The sequence below is a fragment of the Mycobacterium sp. NGS68 genome (assembly GCF_059812195.1).
Genome location: NZ_JCALCE010000012.1, coordinates 134269 through 154222, shown reverse-complemented (window position 1 = coordinate 154222; position 19954 = coordinate 134269). Strand labels below are relative to the sequence as shown.

At 68.8% G+C, this 19954-nt stretch carries 20 protein-coding genes; 10 read left to right on the top strand and 10 right to left on the bottom strand.

The genetic code is table 11. The features are described 5' to 3' along the window. Positions 1-1329, top strand: a complete 1329-nt coding sequence (locus AC5Y5V_RS15690) for an HRDC domain-containing protein (protein ID WP_499936843.1) — start codon at positions 1-3, stop codon at positions 1327-1329. A gap of 24 nt (positions 1330-1353) precedes the next feature. On the opposite strand, the gene dxs is transcribed toward AC5Y5V_RS15690, so the two are convergent. The 4 genes from dxs to AC5Y5V_RS15670 form a co-directional block, all read right to left on the bottom strand. Beyond that, on the bottom strand, positions 1354-3270 hold the full coding sequence (gene dxs, locus AC5Y5V_RS15685) for a 1-deoxy-D-xylulose-5-phosphate synthase (protein ID WP_499936841.1): 1917 nt from the start codon (positions 3268-3270) through the stop codon (positions 1354-1356). Positions 3271-3316: 46 nt separating this feature from the next. Beyond that, positions 3317-4777: a cation:proton antiporter domain-containing protein gene (locus AC5Y5V_RS15680; protein ID WP_499936837.1), complete on the bottom strand. Its 1461-nt coding sequence runs from the start codon at positions 4775-4777 to the stop codon at positions 3317-3319. A 132-nt stretch (positions 4778-4909) separates the two neighbouring features. Next, entirely contained in the window at positions 4910-6115 is a 1206-nt protein-coding gene (locus tag AC5Y5V_RS15675; RefSeq protein WP_499936834.1) for a class I SAM-dependent RNA methyltransferase, read from the bottom strand. Further along, positions 6112-8106, bottom strand: coding sequence for an APC family permease (locus AC5Y5V_RS15670; RefSeq protein WP_499936832.1), 1995 nt, complete (start codon positions 8104-8106; stop codon positions 6112-6114). Before AC5Y5V_RS15670 ends, AC5Y5V_RS15675 begins: the two co-directional genes overlap by 4 nt. Positions 8107-8241: 135 nt before the next feature. On the opposite strand from AC5Y5V_RS15670, the gene AC5Y5V_RS15665 reads away from it, so the two are divergent. Together AC5Y5V_RS15665 and AC5Y5V_RS15660 are read left to right on the top strand one after the other, a co-directional pair. Beyond that, entirely contained in the window at positions 8242-8913 is a 672-nt protein-coding gene (locus tag AC5Y5V_RS15665) for a potassium channel family protein (protein ID WP_499936829.1), read from the top strand. Between the two features lie 34 nt (positions 8914-8947). Continuing rightward, a complete protein-coding gene (locus AC5Y5V_RS15660; RefSeq protein ID WP_499936827.1) occupies positions 8948-9619 on the top strand; it encodes a potassium channel family protein in 672 nt (223 codons plus the stop codon). Positions 9620-9739: 120 nt separating this feature from the next. Here the strand turns inward: AC5Y5V_RS15660 and AC5Y5V_RS15655 are convergent, their stop codons facing one another. Beyond that, entirely contained in the window at positions 9740-10426 is a 687-nt protein-coding gene (locus AC5Y5V_RS15655) for a DUF3159 domain-containing protein (protein WP_499936965.1), read from the bottom strand. A gap of 29 nt (positions 10427-10455) precedes the next feature. Further along, positions 10456-10824, bottom strand: a complete 369-nt coding sequence (locus tag AC5Y5V_RS15650) for an OB-fold nucleic acid binding domain-containing protein (protein WP_499936824.1) — start codon at positions 10822-10824, stop codon at positions 10456-10458. Positions 10825-10959: 135 nt separating this feature from the next. Between AC5Y5V_RS15650 and AC5Y5V_RS15645 the strand changes: the two genes are divergently transcribed. Further along, positions 10960-11661 (top strand): alpha/beta hydrolase, encoded by a 702-nt coding sequence (locus tag AC5Y5V_RS15645; protein WP_499936822.1) that lies wholly within the window; start codon positions 10960-10962, stop codon positions 11659-11661. Here AC5Y5V_RS15645 and AC5Y5V_RS15640 read toward each other — a convergent pair. After that, entirely contained in the window at positions 11658-12431 is a 774-nt protein-coding gene (locus AC5Y5V_RS15640) for a DUF3710 domain-containing protein (RefSeq protein WP_499936819.1), read from the bottom strand. The genes AC5Y5V_RS15645 and AC5Y5V_RS15640 overlap by 4 nt on opposite strands. Before the next feature lie 2 nt (positions 12432-12433). Next, positions 12434-12898: a dUTP diphosphatase gene (gene dut, locus AC5Y5V_RS15635; RefSeq protein WP_499936815.1), complete on the bottom strand. Its 465-nt coding sequence runs from the start codon at positions 12896-12898 to the stop codon at positions 12434-12436. 25 nt (positions 12899-12923) lie between these two features. Here dut and AC5Y5V_RS15630 point away from each other — a divergent pair, with 25 nt between their 5' ends. Next, positions 12924-13397: a DUF3093 domain-containing protein gene (locus AC5Y5V_RS15630; protein WP_499936812.1), complete on the top strand. Its 474-nt coding sequence runs from the start codon at positions 12924-12926 to the stop codon at positions 13395-13397. A gap of 9 nt (positions 13398-13406) precedes the next feature. Here the strand turns inward: AC5Y5V_RS15630 and AC5Y5V_RS15625 are convergent, their stop codons facing one another. After that, positions 13407-13709 carry a DUF4193 domain-containing protein gene (locus AC5Y5V_RS15625; RefSeq protein ID WP_499936809.1) on the bottom strand — a complete coding sequence of 101 codons (303 nt, stop codon included), beginning with the start codon at positions 13707-13709 and terminating at the stop codon, positions 13407-13409. 212 nt (positions 13710-13921) lie between these two features. On the opposite strand from AC5Y5V_RS15625, the gene cei reads away from it, so the two are divergent. Continuing rightward, the gene (gene cei / locus AC5Y5V_RS15620; RefSeq protein WP_499936806.1) at positions 13922-14572 is read left to right on the top strand and encodes an envelope integrity protein Cei; all 651 of its coding nucleotides are present in this window, start codon (positions 13922-13924) and stop codon (positions 14570-14572) included. Positions 14573-14578: 6 nt separating this feature from the next. Here the strand turns inward: cei and AC5Y5V_RS15615 are convergent, their stop codons facing one another. Beyond that, positions 14579-15460 (bottom strand): inositol monophosphatase family protein, encoded by an 882-nt coding sequence (locus AC5Y5V_RS15615; protein ID WP_499936801.1) that lies wholly within the window; start codon positions 15458-15460, stop codon positions 14579-14581. A 252-nt stretch (positions 15461-15712) separates the two neighbouring features. On the opposite strand from AC5Y5V_RS15615, the gene ppgK reads away from it, so the two are divergent. The 4 genes from ppgK to AC5Y5V_RS15595 all read left to right on the top strand — a co-directional run bounded on the left by ppgK (position 15713) and on the right by AC5Y5V_RS15595 (position 19941). Then, complete coding sequence (ppgK, locus tag AC5Y5V_RS15610) at positions 15713-16507, top strand: polyphosphate--glucose phosphotransferase (RefSeq protein ID WP_499936799.1); 795 nt, start codon at positions 15713-15715, stop codon at positions 16505-16507. A gap of 176 nt (positions 16508-16683) precedes the next feature. Next, positions 16684-18225 carry an RNA polymerase sigma factor gene (locus AC5Y5V_RS15605; RefSeq protein WP_499936961.1) on the top strand — a complete coding sequence of 514 codons (1542 nt, stop codon included), beginning with the start codon at positions 16684-16686 and terminating at the stop codon, positions 18223-18225. A gap of 92 nt (positions 18226-18317) precedes the next feature. Continuing rightward, the gene (locus tag AC5Y5V_RS15600; protein ID WP_499936797.1) at positions 18318-19040 is read left to right on the top strand and encodes a hypothetical protein; all 723 of its coding nucleotides are present in this window, start codon (positions 18318-18320) and stop codon (positions 19038-19040) included. A gap of 22 nt (positions 19041-19062) precedes the next feature. Beyond that, entirely contained in the window at positions 19063-19941 is an 879-nt protein-coding gene (locus tag AC5Y5V_RS15595) for a tyrosine-type recombinase/integrase (RefSeq protein WP_499936794.1), read from the top strand. Positions 19942-19954: the final 13 nt, after the last annotated feature.

Below are 19954 nucleotides of genomic sequence, written 5' to 3'. Positions count from 1 at the left end.
ATGGCGCGCGAGCCGTCGCCGCCGGCAGACCCCCACCCGCCGGACAGCACGGACCCCACGGACCCCACGGAAAGCAACGCCACCCCGCTGACGCACCCGGCCGGCGGGGTTCCGAACGTCTCGGTGACCGCCGGCAACATCGAGGCCGCCGCCGCGCAGCTGGATCGCGGGTCGGGCCCCTTCGCGGTGGACGCCGAGCGCGCGTCGGGCTTCCGCTACTCCAACCGGGCCTACCTGATCCAGATCCGCCGGGCGGGCGCCGGCACGGTCCTGATCGACCCGGTCAGCCACGGCGGCGACCCGCTGACGGTGCTGCGGCCGGTCGCGGAGGTGCTGAGCCAGGACGAATGGATCCTGCACTCCGCCGACCAGGATCTGCCGTGCCTGGCCGAGGTCGGCCTGCGCCCGCCGGCGCTGTACGACACCGAACTGGCCGGGCGTCTGGCCGGGTTCGACCGGGTGAACCTGGCGACCATGGTGCAGCGGCTGCTGGGGTTCGGGCTGGCCAAGGGCCACGGCGCGGCGGACTGGTCCAAGCGCCCGCTGCCGATGGAATGGCTGAACTACGCCGCGCTTGACGTGGAGCTGCTCATCGAGCTGCGCGGGGCTATCGCCGAAGTGCTGACCGAGCAGGGCAAAGCCGGGTGGGCCGCGGAGGAATTCGAATACCTGCGCACCTGGGACGACCGTGAGGCGGCGCCGGCCGTCAAGCGGGAACGCTGGCGCCGGACCTCCGGCATCCACAAGATCCGTGACCCCAAGCGGCTGGCCGCGGTGCGCGAGTTGTGGGCCGCGCGCGACCGCATCGCGCAGCGACGTGACATCGCGCCGCGGCGCATCCTGCCGGATTCAGCGATCATCGACGCTGCGATCGCCGACCCGAAGACGGTCGACGACCTGGTTGCGCTGCCGGTGTTCGGCGGGCGCAATCAGCGCCGCAACGCCGCGATGTGGCTGGCGGCGCTGGAGACGGCCCGCGAGCGCCGGGACCCGCCCGACGAGGGCGAACCGAGCAACGGGCCACCGCCACCGGCGCGGTGGGGCAGGCGCAAACCCGAGGCCGCGGCGCGGTTGGAGGCGGCCCGGGCGGGGCTGTCGGAGGTGTCCGAGCGGGTCGCGGTGCCGGCGGAGAACCTGATCCTGCCCGAGCTGGTGCGGCGCCTGTGCTGGGACTGGGAGGCCATCGCTGCGGGCGTGCCCGACGCCACCGACGCCGTGGCCGCGGTCGATGCGTATCTGCGGTCCGGCCAGGCGCGGGCGTGGCAGCGCGAACTCGTCGACCCCGTGCTGGCCGAAGCGGTGACCCAGGTTCCGCCGGATACCGGTTAGTCGCGGTCGTCGAGTGCCGACCGCTTAATCGAGCGGCTCGCGGAGCTCGGTTTCCGACGGGATCGGAGCACCCAGCGCGGCCACCCAGCCGGTGATCCGGCGGGCCACGTCCTGATCGGTCAGCCCCAGGTCGGCCAGCACCTCACCGCGGGAGGCGTGGTCGAAGAACGCCTGCGGCAGCCCGACGTCGCGGCACGGCACGTCGATCTCGGCACGCCGCAACGCGGCCGACACCGCCGCACCCACGCCGCCGTTGACGCCGTTGTCCTCGAGCGTGACCAGCAGCTTGTGCTGCCGGGCCAACTCGCCGACGGCGTCGGACACCGGCAACACCCAGCGCGGGTCGATCACCGTCACGCCGATGCCCTGGTTGTGCAGCCGCTTGGCCACCTGCAGCGCCATGGGCGCGAAGGCACCCACCGCGACCAGCAGCACGTCGTTGGTCAGCTCGCCCGCCGGCACGGCCAGCACGTCGATCCCGCTGCGTCGTTCCAGGGCCGGAACGTCCTCGCCCACATCGCCTTTGGGGAACCGCAGCGCGGTGGGACCGTCGCTGACGTCGAGCGCCTCGCCGAGCTCCTCGCGCAGCCGGGTGGCGTCGCGGGGCGCGGCCACCCGCATGCCGGGCACGATGCCCAGGATCGACAGGTCCCACATGCCGTTGTGGCTGGGGCCGTCGTTGCCGGTGACGCCGGCCCGGTCCAGCACGAGGGTGACCGGCAGCTTGTGCAGCGCCACGTCCATCATGATCTGGTCGAAGGCCCGGTTGAGGAACGTCGAGTAGATCGCCACCACCGGATGCAGGCCGCCCATCGCCAGCCCGGCCGCCGAAGTCAGCGCATGCTGCTCGGCGATCCCGACGTCGAACAACCGGTCCGGGAACTTGCGGCCGAACGCGCTGAGCCCGGTGGGGCCCGGCATGGCCGCGGTGATCGCCACGATGTCGCGGCGCTTCGTGCCGTAGCCGATCAGCGCCTCGGAGAACGTCTGCGTCCAGCCCGGGCCCGCGACCTTGGTCGCCACCCCGGTGACCGGGTCGAGGGGTCCGGTGGAGTGCATCTGCTCGGCCTCGTCGGCCTCGGCCGGCGCGTAGCCCATCCCCTTGCGGGTGACGACGTGCACGATCACCGGCCGGCCGAAGCCGCGGGCCTTACGCAGCGCGACCTCGACGGCGCGTTCGTCGTGGCCGTCCACCGGCCCGACGTATTTCAGCCCCAGGTCGGTGAACATCAGCTGCGGCGACAGCGAGTCCTTGATGCCCGCCTTGACGCTGTGCAGGAAGTGGTAGAAGGTCTCGCCGACGAACGGCATGGACCGCACCGCGCCACGGCCCCGCTCCAGCGCCTGCTCGTAGGCCGGCTGCAGGCGCAGCGTGGCCAGATGGTCCGCGACGCCGCCGATGGTGGGCGCATAGCTGCGGCCGTTGTCGTTGACGACGATGACGACCGGCCGCCGGGAGGCCGCGATGTTGTTCAGCGCCTCCCAACACATGCCGCCGGTGAGCGCCCCGTCCCCGACCACCGCGACGACGTGCCGGTTGCGGTGCCCGGTCAGCTCGAAGGCCTTGGCCAGGCCGTCGGCGTAGGACAGGGCCGCGCTGGCGTGGCTGGACTCCACCCAGTCGTGTTCGCTCTCGGCCCGCGACGGATACCCCGACAGCCCGCCCTTCTTACGCAGGCTCTCGAAGTCCTGGCACCGGCCGGTCAGCATCTTGTGCACGTAGGCCTGATGACCCGTGTCGAAGACGATCGGATCATGCGGCGAGTCGAACACCCGGTGCAACGCCAACGTCAGTTCGACGACGCCCAGGTTCGGGCCCAAGTGTCCCCCGGTGGCGGCGACTTTGTGGATCAGGAACTGCCGAATCTCCGACGCCAGATCGCGCAATTGCCGCTGTGAGAGGTGCTGCAGATCAGCGGGCCCGCGGATCTGTTCCAGCATCCCGCCAGTCTACGCAGCGACCGCAAGAGGGCTCCGGTTCGAGCGTTCAGGCGGAGAACAATTCGGCAAGCGTGTCGTGCAGTTCTGGATCCGCCAAGACCACGACCTCGTCGTCGGCCTGAAGTTCGGTGTCGCCGCGCACCGATACCAGGCCGGTGGCCCGAACCACGATGCTCACCCAGATGTCGCCGACCCGGTCGCCGAGGCCCTCGACGGTGCAGCCCTCGGCCGCAGAGCCCGCGGCAACGCTGAACCGGTGGACGCCCTGGGGTTCGTCCGCGAGCCGGACGCCTATCTCCCAGGGTTGTGTCTGCACGGTGCGCATGGGCAGGTGCAACAGCTTCGCGACGCCGGGCACCGCACTTCCCTGCACCAGAACGGAAAAGATGACGACGACGACCACGATGCCGTACAGGCGTTCGGCGTCGGCGATGTGCGCGGCCCGCAGGAACTCGCCAAGCAGGATCGGCACCGCGCCCTTGAGGCCGGCGAACAGGATGAACGCCCATTCGTTTCGATCCAGTTGCACCCGAACCAGGCAGGCGCTCACCGCCAGCGGACGAATCAGGGCGGTCAAAGCCACGCCGAGGACGAGGCCGGGAATCCATACGTCGGGGTGGGCCAGCATGCGGATGTCGACGGTCAAACCCAGCACGGCGAAGGCGAGGATTTCCGCCAGACCGGCCAGGGCGGCGTGAAACCGCTTGATTTCCAGCTTGTACGGCGCGCGCGCGTCGCCGATCACGATGCCGGCGACAAACACCGCGAGGAACCCCGAGCCGTGCGCCAGCGTCGCGATGCCGTACAGCATCAGGCAGCAGGCCAGGGTCCGCAGCGGGTACAGGCCCTCGCTGGGCAGCGCCACGCGGCGCATGAACACCAGCAGCAGGCGCCCGCCGGCCACCCCGACGACCGCGCCGATCACCATCTGCAATGCGAATTGCGTTCCCACGCTGACGAAGCCGGCCGCGCTGAGACCACCGGCGGCGATCAGACCGGCCATCAAGGAGATGCCGACCGGATCATTGGTCCCGGACTCGCCCTCCAGGATGGTGCTGCTGCGGCCGGCGATCTCGCGTTTGCCCAGAACGGAAAACACCACGGCCGGATCGGTGGGAGCCACCGCCGTAGCCACGAGCAAAGCCAGGTACCAACTGATCCCGAAGGCGAGGTGCAGCAGCAGCGCCGCGCCGAGGGCGACTAGGCCGGTTCCCACCACGCCGACCGACAGGATCGGGACTGCCGCCGCGCGAAAGCGCGACGGCCCGATGTGCATGCCTCCGTCGAACAACACCAACACCAGAGCGACGGTGATCACCCGCTCCACGGTCCGTTCGGAAGGCTGCTGCACCGCGGGCACCGCGTGCACCACGAAAGCCGCCCCGACCAGCACCAGAACGGCCACCGGCACCTTCACCCGCTCGGTGAGGCGGTTCGCGAGGACGGCGACCAAGCCGACGGCACTGGTGAACAGGATGATCAGCGCGTACCGAGCAGTTTCGCTCACCAGGGCCTCTCGGTCGCTCGACAAAGACGTCGCCGACCAGACTTCCCGGCACACCGCGAGGGAGTTTAGCCGGTCGGCGGGGATATCACCCGCAAGCGCATCGTCCTGGCGGGCGTGCTCGGCGCGGTGCGCCTAACGAGTGAGCAGTGCCACGCATTCCACGTGATGGGTCAGCGGGAACGCGTCGAACACCGCGATCTTTTCGACGGCATAACCGTGCCCGCGGTACAGGCCGACGTCGCGGGCGAACGCCGCCGCCTCACAACCGACGTGCACCACCCGCGGCACCCCGGCGGCAGCCAGCAGGTCGATGACTTCGCGACCGGCACCCGCCCGCGGTGGATCCAGCACCGCCACATCAGCTTTCGGGGTTTTGGTGCTTGCCTGCTGGGCCGTCAGGGCACGGCGCACCGAATCGCTGACGATCTGCACCTGCGGCAGATCGGCCAGCGCGGCCCGGGCGGCCCGCGATGCCGCGCGCGACGTGTCGACGCTGAGCACCCGCCCGGACTCCCCCACCGCTTCACCCAGCGCCGCGGCGAAAATGCCCGCGCCGCCGTAGAGATCCCAGGCGGTCATGCCGGCGTCGGGCCGCGCCCAGTCGACGATCAGCCGGCTGTACACCTCCGCCGCGGCCCGGTGCGCCTGCCAGAAGGCGGTCACCGGCACCCGCCAGGTGCGGCCGCCGACGCGCTGCACGGCCTCGTAGTCGCCCTCCACCACCGAGGTCGCCGTCCGCTTGCCGTCGCGCTGGGTGCGCACCACGTGGCGTCGCCCGTCGTCGTCGACGGCCACGTGCAGTTGGGCGCCCGCCGGCCAGTCGGCTGCGTCCAGCCCGTCCAGCATCCCGTCCGGCAATTGCGCACAGCGCAGGTCGGTCACCAGCTCGTCGCTGTGGTAGCGATGAAAGCCCGGCCGGCCCTCTGGCCCCACGTCGAGCCTGACCCGGGTTCGCCAACCGGTGGGGTCGTCAAGCGGTTCACCGGCGCCGCTCCATTGCAGCCCGCCGAGTCGCTGCAGCTGATTGGCCACCACCTGCGCTTTGAGGTCACGGCCGGCGGCCGGGTCGACGAATGCCAAGTCGCAACACCCGGCGCCGTCCACACCGGCGATCGGGCACAGTGACTCGACCCGGTCGGCCGACGGCTCGATCACCTCGACAGCCTCTGCGTGCCAATAGGATCCGCGGTCCGCGGTGATTCTGACCCGCACCCGCTCGCCGGGCAGCGCGTAGCGGACGAAGACCACCCGGCCCTCGTGGTGCGCGATACAACTGCCGCCGTTGGCGGGCGCACCGGTGACCAAAGTCAGCTCCCCGGAGGCGGATTCAAGCGTCAATCGAATATTCCCCGACGGGCGTCACCCGGAGCGGCGTGCGGCTGCAGCAGCTTGCGCCGCTCCGACGACGTCAGCTGCCAAGGCACCGACGTCACCATCACCCCGGGCATGAACAACAACCGGCCCTTGAGCCGCAGCGCACTCTGGTTGTGCAGCAGCTGTTCCCACCAGTGGCCGACCACATACTCGGGGATGAACACCGTCACCACCGTGCGCGGCGACTCCTTGCTGACCCGCTTGACGTAATCCAGTATCGGGCCGGTGATTTCGCGGTAGGGCGAGGCAATCACCTTCAGCGGCACGCTGATGTCGCTGTCTTCCCACTCGTGCTTCAGCGCACGGGCCTCGCCCTCGTCGACGTCCACCGTGATGGCCTCGAGCACATCGGGGCGGGTCGCCCGCGCGTAGGCGATGGCACGCAACGTGGGCAGGTGCAACTTCGACACCAGTACCACCGCGTGGTTGCGGCTGGGCAGCACGATCTCGCTGCCGTGCTCGGCGGCCTGCTCGGCCAGTTCGCGGCTCACGCCGTCGTAGTGCCGGCGGATCATCTTCATGATGAGAAACAGGAGGGCCATCGCGGCGATGGCGTATTTCGCCCCGGCTTGAAACTTTGTGACTAGCACAACGAGGAGAACCGCACCGGTGGAAATCAGTCCGACCGTGTTGACCACCCGCGAGCGCATCATCTTGCGCCGCATCGGTGGATCGGATTCGGTGCGCAGCAACCGGGTCCAGTGCCGGACCATGCCGATCTGGCTCAAGGTAAATGAAATGAACACGCCGACGATGTACAGCTGGATCAGCGCGGTGACCTCGGCCCTAAACGCGATGATCGCCAGCAGAGCCGCCGCCGACAGGAACAGGATTCCGTTGGAGAAGGCCAGTCGGTCGCCGCGGGTGTGTAGCTGGCGGGGCAGATAGCTGTGCTGCGCCAGTACCGAGCCGAGCACGGGGAACCCGTTGAAGGCGGTGTTGGCGGCCAGCACCAGGATCAGCGCCGTCACCGTGGCGATGACCAGGAACCCGATGTGAAAGCTGCCGAACACCGTCTCCGCCAGCTGCGTCACCAGGGTCTTCTGGTAGTAGGTCGCCGGGGTGCCGAGCTGGCTCACGGGATCCTCGACGAGCTGCACCTTGATCTTCTCGGCCAGCACGATGATGCCCATCAGCAGCGCCACCGCGATCACGCCGAGCAGCAGCAACGTGGTCGCCGCGTTGCGCGACTTGGGCTTTTCAAATGCGGGCACCCCGTTGCTGATCGCCTCCACCCCGGTCAGGGCCGCGCATCCCGACGAGAACGCCCGCGCCACCAGGAACGTCAGCGCGAAACCGACGATCTGGCCGTGCTCGGAATGCATCTCGAAATGCGCGGATTCAGCCCGCAACGGATTTCCCAACACGAAGATCCGAATCAGCCCCCAGCCGACCATGCCGGTCACGCCGATGATGAAGGCGTAGGTCGGAATGGCAAACGCCAACCCGGATTCGCGGACCCCACGCAGGTTCATGGCCGTCACCAACATGATCGCGGCCACACAGAACCACACTTTGTTGTGCGCCACGATCGGCAGGGCCGAGCCAATGTTCGACATAGCCGACGCCGTCGAAACAGCAACGGTAAGAACGTAATCCACCATCAACGCACTGGCCACGACGAGGCCGGCGGTGTCGCCCAGATTGGTGGTGACCACCTCGTAGTCGCCGCCACCCGAGGGGTAGGCGTGCACGTTCTGCCGGTAGCTGGCGACCACGACCAGCATGACCGCGGCCACCGCCAGCCCAATCCACGGGGTCAACGCGTACGCCGCCAGGCCGCCCACCGAGAGCATCAGGAAGACCTCTTCGGGGGCGTACGCCACCGAAGACAGCGCGTCCGAGGCGAACACCGGCAGCGCGATGCGCTTCGGCAGCAGCGTGTGAGCCAGCCGGTCGCTCCGGAACGGCTGGCCGATGAGCAGCCGGCGCGCGACGGTTGAAAATTTGGACACGAGAGCCAAGGGTAAGCCCACTCGAGTTTCCCGGTAGCGTTCCCTAGGCGAGAATGTTTGCCGAGCGTAAATCGGTTGGCCGCCCCGGCTTACCGATCGACCATGACCTGCAGGATCCAGCCGGAAGGACCTCAAGTGCGGGTGATTGTGATGGGGTGCGGCCGGGTGGGATCGTCGGTCGCCGACGGGCTGTCCCGGATCGGCCACGACGTCGCCGTCATCGACCGCGACAGCACGTCCTTCAACCGGCTCAGCCCGGAGTTCGCCGGCGAGCGGGTGCTGGGCCAGGGCTTCGACCGGGACGTCCTGATCAGGGCCGGGATCGAGGGGGCCGACGCATTCGCCGCGGTCTCGTCCGGCGACAACTCCAACATCATTTCGGCGCGACTGGCCCGCGAAAGCTTCGGCGTGCAGCGCGTCGTCGCCCGGATCTACGACGCCAAGCGTGCCGAGGTCTACGAGCGGCTCGGCATCCCCACCATCGCGACCGTGCCCTGGACCACCGACCGGCTGCTCAACGCGCTGACCCGGGAGACCGAGACCGCGAAGTGGCGCGATCCGACCGGGACCGTCGCCGTCGCCGAGGTCGTCCTGCACGAGGGCTGGGTGGGACGTCGCGCGAGCGAGCTGGAACAGGCCACCGGCGCCCGCGTGGCCTTCATGATCCGCTTCGGGACGGGCATCCTGCCGGAACCCAAGACGGTCATCCAGGCCAGTGACCAGGTCTATGTCGCCGCGATCTCGGGTCGCTCCGCCGAGGCGGTGGCGATCGCTGCCCTGCCACCGAGTGAAGACCTCAACCCATGAAGACAGCACCATCGATGACTGAGGAGCGCCGGAAATGAAGGTAGCTGTCGCCGGTGCGGGCGCGGTGGGCCGTTCAGTCACTCGCGAGCTCGTGGACAACGGCCACGACATCACGCTCATCGAGCGCAATCCCGACCACATCGACGTCGACGCGATTCCGGCCGCGCACTGGCGCCTCGGCGACGCCTGCGAGCTGAGCCTGCTGGAATCGGTGCACCTCGAGGAGTTCGACGTGGTGGTCGCCGCCACCGGCGACGACAAGGTCAACGTGGTGCTCAGCCTGCTGGCCAAGACGGAGTTCGCAGTCCCCCGCGTCGTCGCGCGGGTCAACGACCCGCGTAATGAATGGCTGTTCACCGACGCGTGGGGGGTGGACGTGGCGGTGTCCACTCCGCGGATGCTGGCGTCGCTGATCGAGGAGGCCGTCGCCGTGGGAGACCTGGTGCGGCTGATGGAGTTCCGCAAGGGTCAGGCGAACCTGGTCGAGATCACCCTGCCCGACGACACCCCGTGGGGCGGCAAGCCGTTGCGCAAGCTGCAACTCCCGCGCGATGTCGCGCTGGTCACCATCCTGCGCGGACCGCGGGTCATCGTGCCGCAGGGCGACGAACCGCTGGAAGGGGGCGACGAGCTGCTCTTCGTCGCCGTCACCGAGGCCGAGGAAGACCTCAGCAAGCTGCTTCTGCCGAGCGGACCCGGCGAATAGTCGGCCTGGTCGCCGCGCTCCCTTGCCGCCGCCGACACTTAAACCGCTGCGCCGCTGCCCGGCGTGTCGTCGCCGTCGTTTAAGTGTCGCGGGTGTGCGTAGTCTCGGGCGGGGACGGGACTAGTCGGGAGCGCCGGCCTCGGCGGCCTCCGCAGCCTCCGCAGCCTCGGCCCCATCAGCCTCGTCATCCTCGTCAGCGACGGGCATGGCGCGCCGCACGGCCTTGACGGCCGCATAGGTGGCCAACGCGGCGACCGCGGTCAGCGGCCAGCCCATCGCGATGCGGGCCACGCCGAGCCAGCCCGTCTTGTCGGCGTCGTACAGCAGCCCCTGGACCACGAACCGGGAGGCGAACACCAGCGTCCAGCACAGCGTCGCGATGTCGAACGCGTACACCGCGCGCGGCACGTCGCGCCAGCCCCGATCGCGCCCGCTGGCCCAGGTCCACAGGTAGCCGACCACGGGCTTGCGGATCAGCATCGACACCAAAAAGACGACGGCCCACAGCAGCGACATCCAGATGCCCAGCAGGAAATAGCCCTTCGACTCCCCCACGACGTAGGCGATCAGCGCGCACACGGCGACCCCGAAGAAGCCGGACAGCGCCGGCTGCGTGGATTCCCGCCGAATCAGCCGCCACACCAGGACCAGCCCGGCGGTGCCCAGCGCGAACCCGATGGCGGGCAGCAGTCCGGCCACGCTGGACGCCGCCACGAAGACCACCACCGGCACCGTCGAGTAGACCAGCCCCGCGACCCCGCCCAGCTGGGCCAGCAGGCGGTCAGGGCTGGGGCGCCGACCGCTCACGGCCGACTCGCCCACCTCGCTCGGGACGGTCACCGCTGAATCTCGTAGTGCGGGTTGTAGATGGCCTTGGAGCCGTTTTCCAGCTTGCCCAGGCGGCCGCGCACGCGCAGCGTGCGGCCCGAGTCGATGCCGGGAATCCGGCGCTGACCCAGCCAGACCAGCGTCACCGTGTCGCTGCCGTCGAACAATTCGGCGCGCACCCCGCCGGCTCCGCCCTTGCCGGCGGTTTCCACGCTGCGCAGGGTGCCCACCATGGTGACTTCCTGGCCGCGCTGGCAGTCGATCACGCGCTGCGCGCCGGTGTTGGCGACCTCGTCGGACAACTCCTCGCAGTCGCGTTGTTCCGGGTCCTCCGTCAACCGACGGGAGAGCCGGCGCAGAAAACCTTGGGCCCCCATGGCCACTCCTGACACTGTTTAGCTATCGGCGCGATACCTATTGCAACGGCAACCGTAGACCTGTTGGTTCCCGGACGCCAGCGGACCAAACCCCGTCGTGTTTGCGCCCTCGCGGAGGCCGGGCAGTATCAAGGAGTGGCTGTCGATTTACGCGGTGTCACCACGGTGTTGTTGCCCGGCACGGGATCCGACGACGACTACGTCGACCGGGCGTTCTCCGGGCCCCTGCAGGAGGCCGGCGCGGTGGTGGTGACGCCACCACCGCAGCCGGGTCGTCTGATCGACGGCTATCTGTCGGCCCTGGACGAGGCCGCGCGGTCGGGCCCGATCGGCGTCGGGGGCGTCTCGATCGGTGCCGCGGTCGCCGCCGCGTGGGCGCTGGCGCATCCGGACCGCGCGGTGGCCGTCCTGGCCGCGCTGCCGGCCTGGAGCGGGGACCCCGGATCCGCGCCGGCCGCCCTGGCGGCCCGGCATTCCGCATCGCAGCTGCGGCGCGACGGTTTGGAGGCGACGACGACGTTGATGCGCGCGTCCAGCCCGCCGTGGCTGGCCGACGAGCTGGCCCGCTCGTGGCGCGATCAATGGCCCCAACTGCCGGATGCCATGGAGGAAGCCGCGGGTTACGTCGCCCCAACGTGCGACGAGCTGCGCCGGCTGCGCGCCCCGCTGGGGGTGGTCGCCGCGGTCGACGACCCCATCCATCCGCTGCAAGTCGGTGTCGACTGGGCGGCCGCCGCGCCGCACGCGGCCCTGCGCACGGTGACGCTGGAGCAGATGGGCTCCGACAGCGCCGCGCTGGGCGCCGCCTGCCTGGCCGCTCTCGCGGAGGCCGTCTAGCCGCCCGTGGTGGTGCGCAGCTGCTGCATGGCCGACCCGTCGGCACTGCGCCGCGCGGCCGGCTCGTCGGCAGGCTGCTGCGTCTCGTCCGGCTGCTGGCCCGCCTGCGCGGCGGCCGCCTCCCGCAGCTGCTCGACCATCGGCTCGGGCAGTTGCACCTGCAACGGCGTCCGCACCGGAAGCGGTGTATCGCCACGACGAACCACCGTGTCCGCCAACGCGGTGCGGGCCTCCTCGACTAGCTCGTCGATGGTCTCGTGCGGGCCGCTGACGACGCAGCGGATCATCCAGCGGTAGCCGTCGACCCCGATGAAACGCACGACGCCGGCGGCGGTGCCGACCACTTCCCGGCCCCATGGCCCGTCCTTGATGCTGACCTGGGCCGAGTCCTTGCGCAGCGAGTCGGCGAGCTCGCTGGCGACCTCACGCCACAGCCCGCCGGTCTTCGGCGCGGCGTACGCGGCGATGGTGAACCGGCCGTTGACGGTCACGACCCACACCGCGCTGGGCACGCCGGTCTCGGTCAGCTCGACCTGCAGCTGGCCACCCGCGGGCATCGGGATCAGCACGGAACCCAGGTCGAGCCGCGCCACCTCGGCGTCGGCCGGATCGTCGAAGTCCTCGATGTCGAACGGGCCGTCCAGCTCCTCGTCGACCTCGGAGGCCACCCGCTCCACAGGCTCCACGGGCTCCACAGGTTCCGGGGCCTTGGGTGCCTCCACGGGAGCCTTCGCGCCGTCGTCTTTGCCTGAACGTCTACCGAATGCCATCGTCACAAACTCGCATGTCCGCCGGAGGAGCCGTGGCCGCCGTCGCCACGGGATGTTTGCGCCAGCCCGGCCTCGTCGAACGACGAAACCTCGACCAGCTCGACCAGCTCGACCCGCTGCACCAGCAGTTGCGCAATCCGGTCACCGCGGTGCACGTCGATCGGCGTGTCCGGGTCGAGGTTGATCAGCGAAACCTTGATTTCACCACGGTAGCCCGCATCGATGGTGCCGGGACTATTGACGATCGAAAGTCCCACGCGCGAGGCCAATCCCGAGCGGGGATGGACCAGGCCGACCATCCCGTGCGGGATGGCGACGGCGATCCCCGTGCGCACCAGGGCGCGATGCCCGGGCGCCAACTGGACGTCTTCGGCGCTGAACAGATCGACTCCGGCGTCACCGTCATGAGCACGGCTGGGCATCGGGAGACCGGGGTCGAGACGAACTATGGCGAGACTGGTCGACACGGGGCCACAGACTACCCTTGACCGCGTGTCCGGTACGCGAGTCGCACCGCACAGCGTGCGATATCGCGAACGGCTGTGGGTGCCATGGTGGTGGTGGCCGCTCGGCTTCGGGCTGGCGGCGCTCATCGCCTTCGAAGTCAACCTCGGCGTAGCGTCCCTACCCGACTGGCTGCCGTACGCCGTGCTGTTCACCGCCGCGGCCGGCGTGTTGCTCTGGCTCGGCCGCATCGAGATTCGCGTGACGGCCGGTGAGACCGTCGAACTCTGGGCCGGCGAAGCGCATCTGCCGGTCACCGTGATCGCCCGCTCCGCGGAAATCGTGCCGTCGGCCAAGTCCGCGGCACTGGGCCGGCAACTGGACCCCGCGGCATTCGTGCTGCACCGGGGCTGGGTGGGCCCGATGGTCCTGATCGTTCTCGACGACCCGGATGACCCCACACCGTACTGGCTGGTGAGTTGCCGTCACCCCGATCGCGTGCTGTCGGCCCTGAGAAGCTGACTGAAGCGCTCAGGCAGCGCAATCGGTACAGATCATCATCCCGTTCTTCTCGCTGGCCAGCCTGCTGCGGTGTTGCACCAGGAAGCAGCTCGAGCAGGTGAACTCGTCAGCCTGCTTCGGAATGACGCGAACCGATAGCTCTTCGCCAGACAGGTCGGCACCGGGCAGCTCGAACGACTCAGCGGATTCGGATTCATCCACGTCGACCACTGCCGACGCCGCTTCATTCCGCCGCGCTTTGAGCTCCTCCAGCGAGTCTTCCGAGACGTCGTCTGTCTCGGTGCGCCGCGGAGCGTCGTAGTCGGTAGGCATCGTCCTATCCCCGTCCTATCCCCTCTTATGCCCTCTAATGATCCAAAGCCCTCTATGTCTTCAAGCAACGCTTTGTACCAGCGTCGAACGCATCCACCAAACGATTCGTGCCCGGATCGCCGCGCATTAGAGTGTGATTTACGTCACACCCCAGGATTCACCCTTGAGTTCGCCCTTAAACAGTGCGTTCAGCGGCCGACTAGAGTGCACCTGTGGTCGCACAAATCACGGAGGGTACCGCCTTCGATAAGCATGGTCGGCCCTTCCGTCGGCGCAACCCCAGACCGGCGATCATCGTGGTGATTCTGCTGACAATCGCAACCGGCGTCGTCTGGACCGTCGCGCTGACGCGGCCGGCCAAGGTCCGCGAGGTGGCGGCCTGCAACCCGCCGCCGCAGACGGCCGGGGCGACACCGGCCAAGGTCGGCGAGCCGGTATCGCGGTCGGAGATGACGGATGTCTCGCCCGCCAAGCTCGGCGAGACCAAGATCCACGTCCTCAATGCGAGCGGCCGCGGCGGGCAGGCCGCCGACGTCTCCGGGGCGCTGCGGGACTTGGGGTTCGCGCAACCGACCGCCGCCAACGACCCGGTCTACGCCGGCACCCGGCTGTCCTGCCAGGGCCAGATTCGGTTCGGCACCGCCGGGCAGGCCGCCGCGGCTGCGGTATGGCTGGTGGCGCCGTGCACCGAGCTGTTCCACGACGGCCGCGCCGACGATTCGGTCGACCTCGTCCTCGGCACCGACTTCACCGCGCTGGCGCACAACGAGACCATCGACGCCGTTTTGGCCACCCTGCGCCCAGGCGCCACCGAGCGGTCCGATCCCGCGCTCCTGACCAAGATCCACTCCAGCAGCTGCTGATCTCGGTCAGCCCGGGATGGGGTCCAGGCCGTTGAACCGTTTAAGGGCCGCCAACAGCTCGTCGGCGATCCCGGGCGCAGCCGCCACCACCAGGCCCGCGCTGCCCTCCGGCGTCCGGTAGTCCGGCAGCACGATCCGCGCGCCCGCCTCGGCCGCGATCAGGGCTCCCGCGGCGCCGTCCCACGGCTGCAGGCCGTGCTCGTAGAAGGCGTCCAGCCGGCCCGCCGCGACCATGCACAGATCGAGTGCCGCCGATCCGATTCGGCGCACATCACGCACCACCGACAGCATCCGGGCCACCAGCGCGGCCTGCACGGTCCGGCGCCGCTGCGAGTACGCGAAGCCGGTGCCCACCAACGCCATCGACAAGTCCTCGACACCGGTGCAACGCAGCGGATGGGCTCCGCGCTCGTCGGTGACGTGCGCCCCCTGGCCGGTCGCCGCCGAATACACCCGCCCGGCGACGACATCGGCGACCGCGCCCGCCACCGACACGCCGTTGACCTGGGCGGCGACCGACACCGCGTAGACCGGGATGCCGTAGACGAAATTCACCGTGCCGTCGATCGGGTCCAGCACCCAGGTGACGGTGTCCGGGTGGCTGGTTTCGGATGCGGGGTCGGGCCCGCCGCCCTCCTCACCCAGGATCGGGTCACCCGGCCGCAGCTGCGCCAACCGATCCCGCAGCAGGCGTTCCGTCTCCGTGTCGACGACGGTCACCGGGTCGGTCGGCGTGGTCTTCGCCCGCACCACTGTGCTGTTGCCAGCGGTGGGTGGATGGGCACCGAAGACCTCCGCGCGGCGGTCGCGCACGAACGCGGCGGCTTCGGCCGCCAACGCTTCGGCCGCGGCGCGCAGGCGCGCCGGGTCGCTGCCGGCTGGTGTCACCGCTCTATCGCATCACAGGAGCCAAGCCCATGCAGATTGCCCGCCTCCTCACTCGCGCCGTCCCGGCGCTCGCCGTCGCCGGGCCCACGCAGATTGCCCGCCTCCTCACTCGCGCCGTCCCGGCGCTCGCCGTCGCCGGGCCCACGCAGATTGCCCGCCTCCTTACTCGCGCCGTCCCGGCGCTCGCCGTCGCCGGGCTAAGGTAGGCCCACCGCGGTTAGGCCCGCCGCGATGTCTCGCCGAGGAGGTTCGATGACCAGCACCGATCCCGCGCCCCAGACAGCCGACGCCACCCCGCAGCGTCGTGGGTTTGGCATCGACGTCGGCGGTAGCGGCATCAAGGGCGGGATCGTCGACCTGGACACCGGACAGCTGATCGGCGACCGGATCAAACTGCTGACGCCGCAACCGGCGACCCCGGCGGCCGTCGCGAAGACCATCGCCGAGGTGGTCAATGGCTTCGGGTGGACCGGCCCCCTGGGCGTCACCTATCCCGGTGTCGTCACTCACGGCATCGTCCAGACCGCGGCCAATGTGGACAAAGCCTGGATCGGCACCAACGCGACCGACATCATCGCGGCCGAATTGGGCGGTCAGGACGTCACGGTGCTCAACGACGCGGATGCCGCCGGACTCGCCGAGGAACGCTACGGCGCGGGCAAAGGGCACGAGGGCCTGGTCGTGCTGCTCACTTTCGGGACCGGAATCGGGTCCGCCGTCATCCACAACGGAAAGCTGATACCGAACACCGAGTTCGGGCACCTCGAGGTCGGCGGCAAGGAGGCCGAGCACCGGGCGGCCTCATCGGTCAAGGAGAACAACGACTGGTCCTTCAAGCGCTGGGCCAAAGAGGTCACCAGCGTGCTGATCGCCATCGAGAACGCGATCTGGCCGGACCTGTTCATCGCCGGCGGCGGCATTAGCCGCAAAGCCGACAAATGGGTGCATCTGCTGGAAAACCGCACGCCGGTGGTGCCCGCGGCTTTGCAGAACGCCGCGGGGATCGTCGGTGCCGCTATGGCATCCACTACAGACGTCACCCATTGAATTTTGCCCGCTGGCGCAGTATGGGGGCGCACTGTCGTTACAATGGTCAACGGCGACCGCCCGACCGATAAGGCGCGAGTACTCACGCTGGTATCAACGCCGACATTCGACATAGCAGACACTTTCGGTAAAGCACGCCCAGATCGCCGGAAGTGAGTCCGACCGAAGGGGTGTATGTGGCAGCGACCAAGACGAGCCCGGCTACCGACGACGCGGTAAAGCGAACCGCCGCGAAGTCCGCGCCAGCTGGGCCGCACGGGTCTCCGGCCAAGGCAGTCGCGAAGCGCGCGCCGGCGAAAGCCGCGGGCGACACCGCCGCCCCCGCGAAGCGGGCGACCAAGGCGGCCGCCAAGACCAGCAAGCCCGCCGACTCTCCCCACGACGGCGAAGCCCCCAAGAAGACCCGCGCCCGCGCGACCTCGCCCCGCGGGGCAAAGGGCAAGGACGCCGGGGACGAAGCGCAGGACGCCGCCGTGGTCGTTCTCGAGGACGCCGAGGAACTCGAGGTCGATGCCGAGCTGGAGGTCGAGCCGGGCGAAGACCTCGAGATCGACGCGGCCGACCTGAACCTCGAGGACCTCGAGGAGGTCGCGACCGAGGAAGTCGAGCTCGAAGGTGACGCCGAGGGGGTCGAAGGCACCCCGGCCGTAGCGGCCGTGGCCCCCGCCCAGCCCGCCGGCGAGGAAGACGAAGAGATCGCCGAGCCCAGCGAAAAGGACAAGGCCTCGGGCGATTTCGTCTGGGACGAGGACGAATCCGAGGCGCTGCGGCAGGCCCGCAAGGACGCCGAGCTCACCGCGTCGGCAGACTCCGTTCGCGCGTACCTGAAGCAGATCGGCAAGGTCGCGCTGCTCAACGCCGAAGAAGAGGTCGAGCTGGCCAAGCGGATCGAGGCCGGTCTGTACGCCACGCAGCTGATGGCCGAGCACACCGAGCGCGGCGACAAACTGCCCGCCGCCCAGCGCCGCGACATGATGTGGATCTGCCGAGACGGCGACCGCGCCAAAAACCATCTGCTGGAAGCCAACCTGCGGCTGGTCGTCTCGCTTGCCAAGCGCTACACGGGCCGCGGCATGGCGTTCCTGGACCTGATCCAGGAAGGCAACCTGGGCCTGATCCGCGCGGTCGAGAAGTTCGACTACACCAAGGGATACAAGTTCTCCACCTACGCGACCTGGTGGATCCGTCAGGCCATCACCCGCGCCATGGCGGACCAGGCCCGCACCATCCGCATCCCGGTGCACATGGTCGAGGTGATCAACAAGCTGGGCCGCATCCAGCGCGAGCTGCTGCAGGACCTGGGCCGCGAGCCCACGCCCGAGGAACTCGCCAAGGAGATGGACATCACACCTGAGAAGGTGCTCGAGATCCAGCAGTACGCGCGCGAGCCGATCTCGCTGGACCAGACCATCGGCGACGAGGGCGACAGCCAGCTCGGCGACTTCATCGAGGACAGCGAGGCCGTGGTGGCCGTGGACGCCGTGTCGTTCACGCTGCTGCAGGACCAGCTGCAGTCGGTGCTCGAGACGCTGTCCGAGCGCGAGGCCGGCGTGGTGCGGCTGCGGTTCGGTCTCACCGACGGCCAGCCCCGCACGCTCGACGAGATCGGCCAGGTCTACGGCGTAACCCGCGAACGTATCCGCCAGATCGAGTCGAAGACCATGTCGAAGCTGCGCCACCCCAGCCGCTCGCAGGTCCTGCGCGACTACCTGGACTAGGCGACACTCCGAGCCACTGGGCTTGACCAGCGTATTTGCGAGTCAATCCAGAAGTAGTAGACAAGCACAGCGCAGCTAGTCAAGATAGCGGCATGGCTGATCTAGATGAGGGCAAGCTTGAACGCGCCCGTTCGCGCGTCGTCGCGTTTGAGAAGATGGTGTCTGCGGCGCTAGGCAATCCGACCCCGCCGCACCCATTGCTTGCGTGGCGGTTGGAAGAACTCGTCACCGACTACATCGACGCGGCGATCTACCCACTGGACCGATTGGCTGGGGTCGCCGACCGGGCTATAGATCTGAAGGTGCAGTACCTGTCGATCCTGGACACCATTGCATTGCACAACGCCTACGTCGGCCCCGGATTCGACATTCACAATCCGTTAAGCGAACCGCGCCTACATTTCCGACACCTGTCGATGATGCAGACCTTGATCGGGCAGGTCCGGATTCTGTGGGAGCGGCTTATGACGCTGGTCTACTACCTTGAAGTGGGCAAGGACCCCGGAAAGTCGATCCGCAAGACGTTCTTTCCAGCCATCGCCGGATGGTCGGGGCGATGGGATGTGATGACAGAGTGGCAAACGATCATCGACCAGTACGACAGGGACTATCGAACGCCTGAATACCATCTAGGCTCACGTTTGCGAAGAGAGCTATTCGGCTCCCCGTCCACAGATCCGAACGCGGTGATTGCACCACTCACACCCGCGATGAACGGCTTTTGGGAAGTGCTCAGCGCGAACGTACGCGGGGTTGAGTCAGGCGTGAGCCGGCTCGGTAGGAGTGACGTGCTAAGCGGCTTCCATGGCCCATAAGCGGCAGCCCCCAGCATTGGACTTGGCCGCGCTGTTGCCTTCATGGCTGCTGTCGCTGCGCTCCGAACGCAAGTCCGCAGCGACCATCAAGGTCTACGGTGACGGCGTACGCGCGTTCCTGAAATGGTGCTCCGACCACGCGCACTCCCCCGCCCTGGACCGCGACCTGATGAAGTCATTCGTCGCCGACCTTCTCGACGCCGGCGCCGAGCCGTCCACGGCCCGATCACGCCAGCTCGCCGTGCGCCGGTTCTCGGCCTGGCTCGAAGAAGAGGGCGAGATCGCCGATGACCCGCTGCTCGGACTCAAGGCGCCGAAGCTCGACACGAAGGTGACCGAGTCGCTTTCTGAATCCGAACTCAAGCGGCTCGTAAAGGCCTGTGACGGTAGAGAGTTCCGCGACCGCCGCGACGCTGCCATCGTGCGGCTGATGGCCGAGACGGGTATGCGCGCCGGCGAGGTGTGCGGGTTGACCGTCGATGACGTCGACCTCGATCGCGGTCTGGTGACCGTGCGACGTGGCAAGGGCGGGAAGGGCCGCATCGCGCCGTTCGGCGCCCAGACTGGCATGGCGATCGACCGCTACCTTCGCGCCCGCCGTGGTCACGCACGCGCCGACGTAGCGGCGCTGTGGCTCGGCGACCGTTCTAACAGCCTTGAGTACTACGGACTGCACAAAACGTTGAAGTGGCGCGCTGAACTCGCCGGGTTGAAGGGCTTCCACCCCCATCTGCTGCGGCACACCGCGGCGTCGCGCTGGCTCGCCGCCGGCGGATCCGAGGGCGGCCTGATGGCCGTTGCCGGGTGGTCGACGCGCGACATGATCGACCGCTACACACGATCGACCGCCACGGATCGCGCTGCCGCCGAAGCTCGCGGGCTGAATCTGGGGGAATTGTGACCGGACCCTTCGC

What these genes read in the sequence shown, in the direction of transcription:
- dxs (WP_499936841.1), bottom strand. Translation starts at nt 3,270, where the DNA reads ATGCTGGAACAGATCCGCGGGCCCGCTGATCTGCAGCACCTCTCACAG.
- AC5Y5V_RS15600 (WP_499936797.1), top strand. Translation starts at nt 18,318, where the DNA reads ATGGCTGATCTAGATGAGGGCAAGCTTGAACGCGCCCGTTCGCGCGTC.
- AC5Y5V_RS15690 (WP_499936843.1), top strand. Translation starts at nt 1, where the DNA reads ATGGCGCGCGAGCCGTCGCCGCCGGCAGACCCCCACCCGCCGGACAGC.
- AC5Y5V_RS15625 (WP_499936809.1), bottom strand. Translation starts at nt 13,709, where the DNA reads ATGCCTACCGACTACGACGCTCCGCGGCGCACCGAGACAGACGACGTC.
- AC5Y5V_RS15640 (WP_499936819.1), bottom strand. Translation starts at nt 12,431, where the DNA reads ATGGCATTCGGTAGACGTTCAGGCAAAGACGACGGCGCGAAGGCTCCC.
- ppgK (WP_499936799.1), top strand. Translation starts at nt 15,713, where the DNA reads ATGACCAGCACCGATCCCGCGCCCCAGACAGCCGACGCCACCCCGCAG.
- AC5Y5V_RS15650 (WP_499936824.1), bottom strand. Translation starts at nt 10,824, where the DNA reads ATGGGGGCCCAAGGTTTTCTGCGCCGGCTCTCCCGTCGGTTGACGGAG.
- AC5Y5V_RS15660 (WP_499936827.1), top strand. Translation starts at nt 8,948, where the DNA reads ATGAAGGTAGCTGTCGCCGGTGCGGGCGCGGTGGGCCGTTCAGTCACT.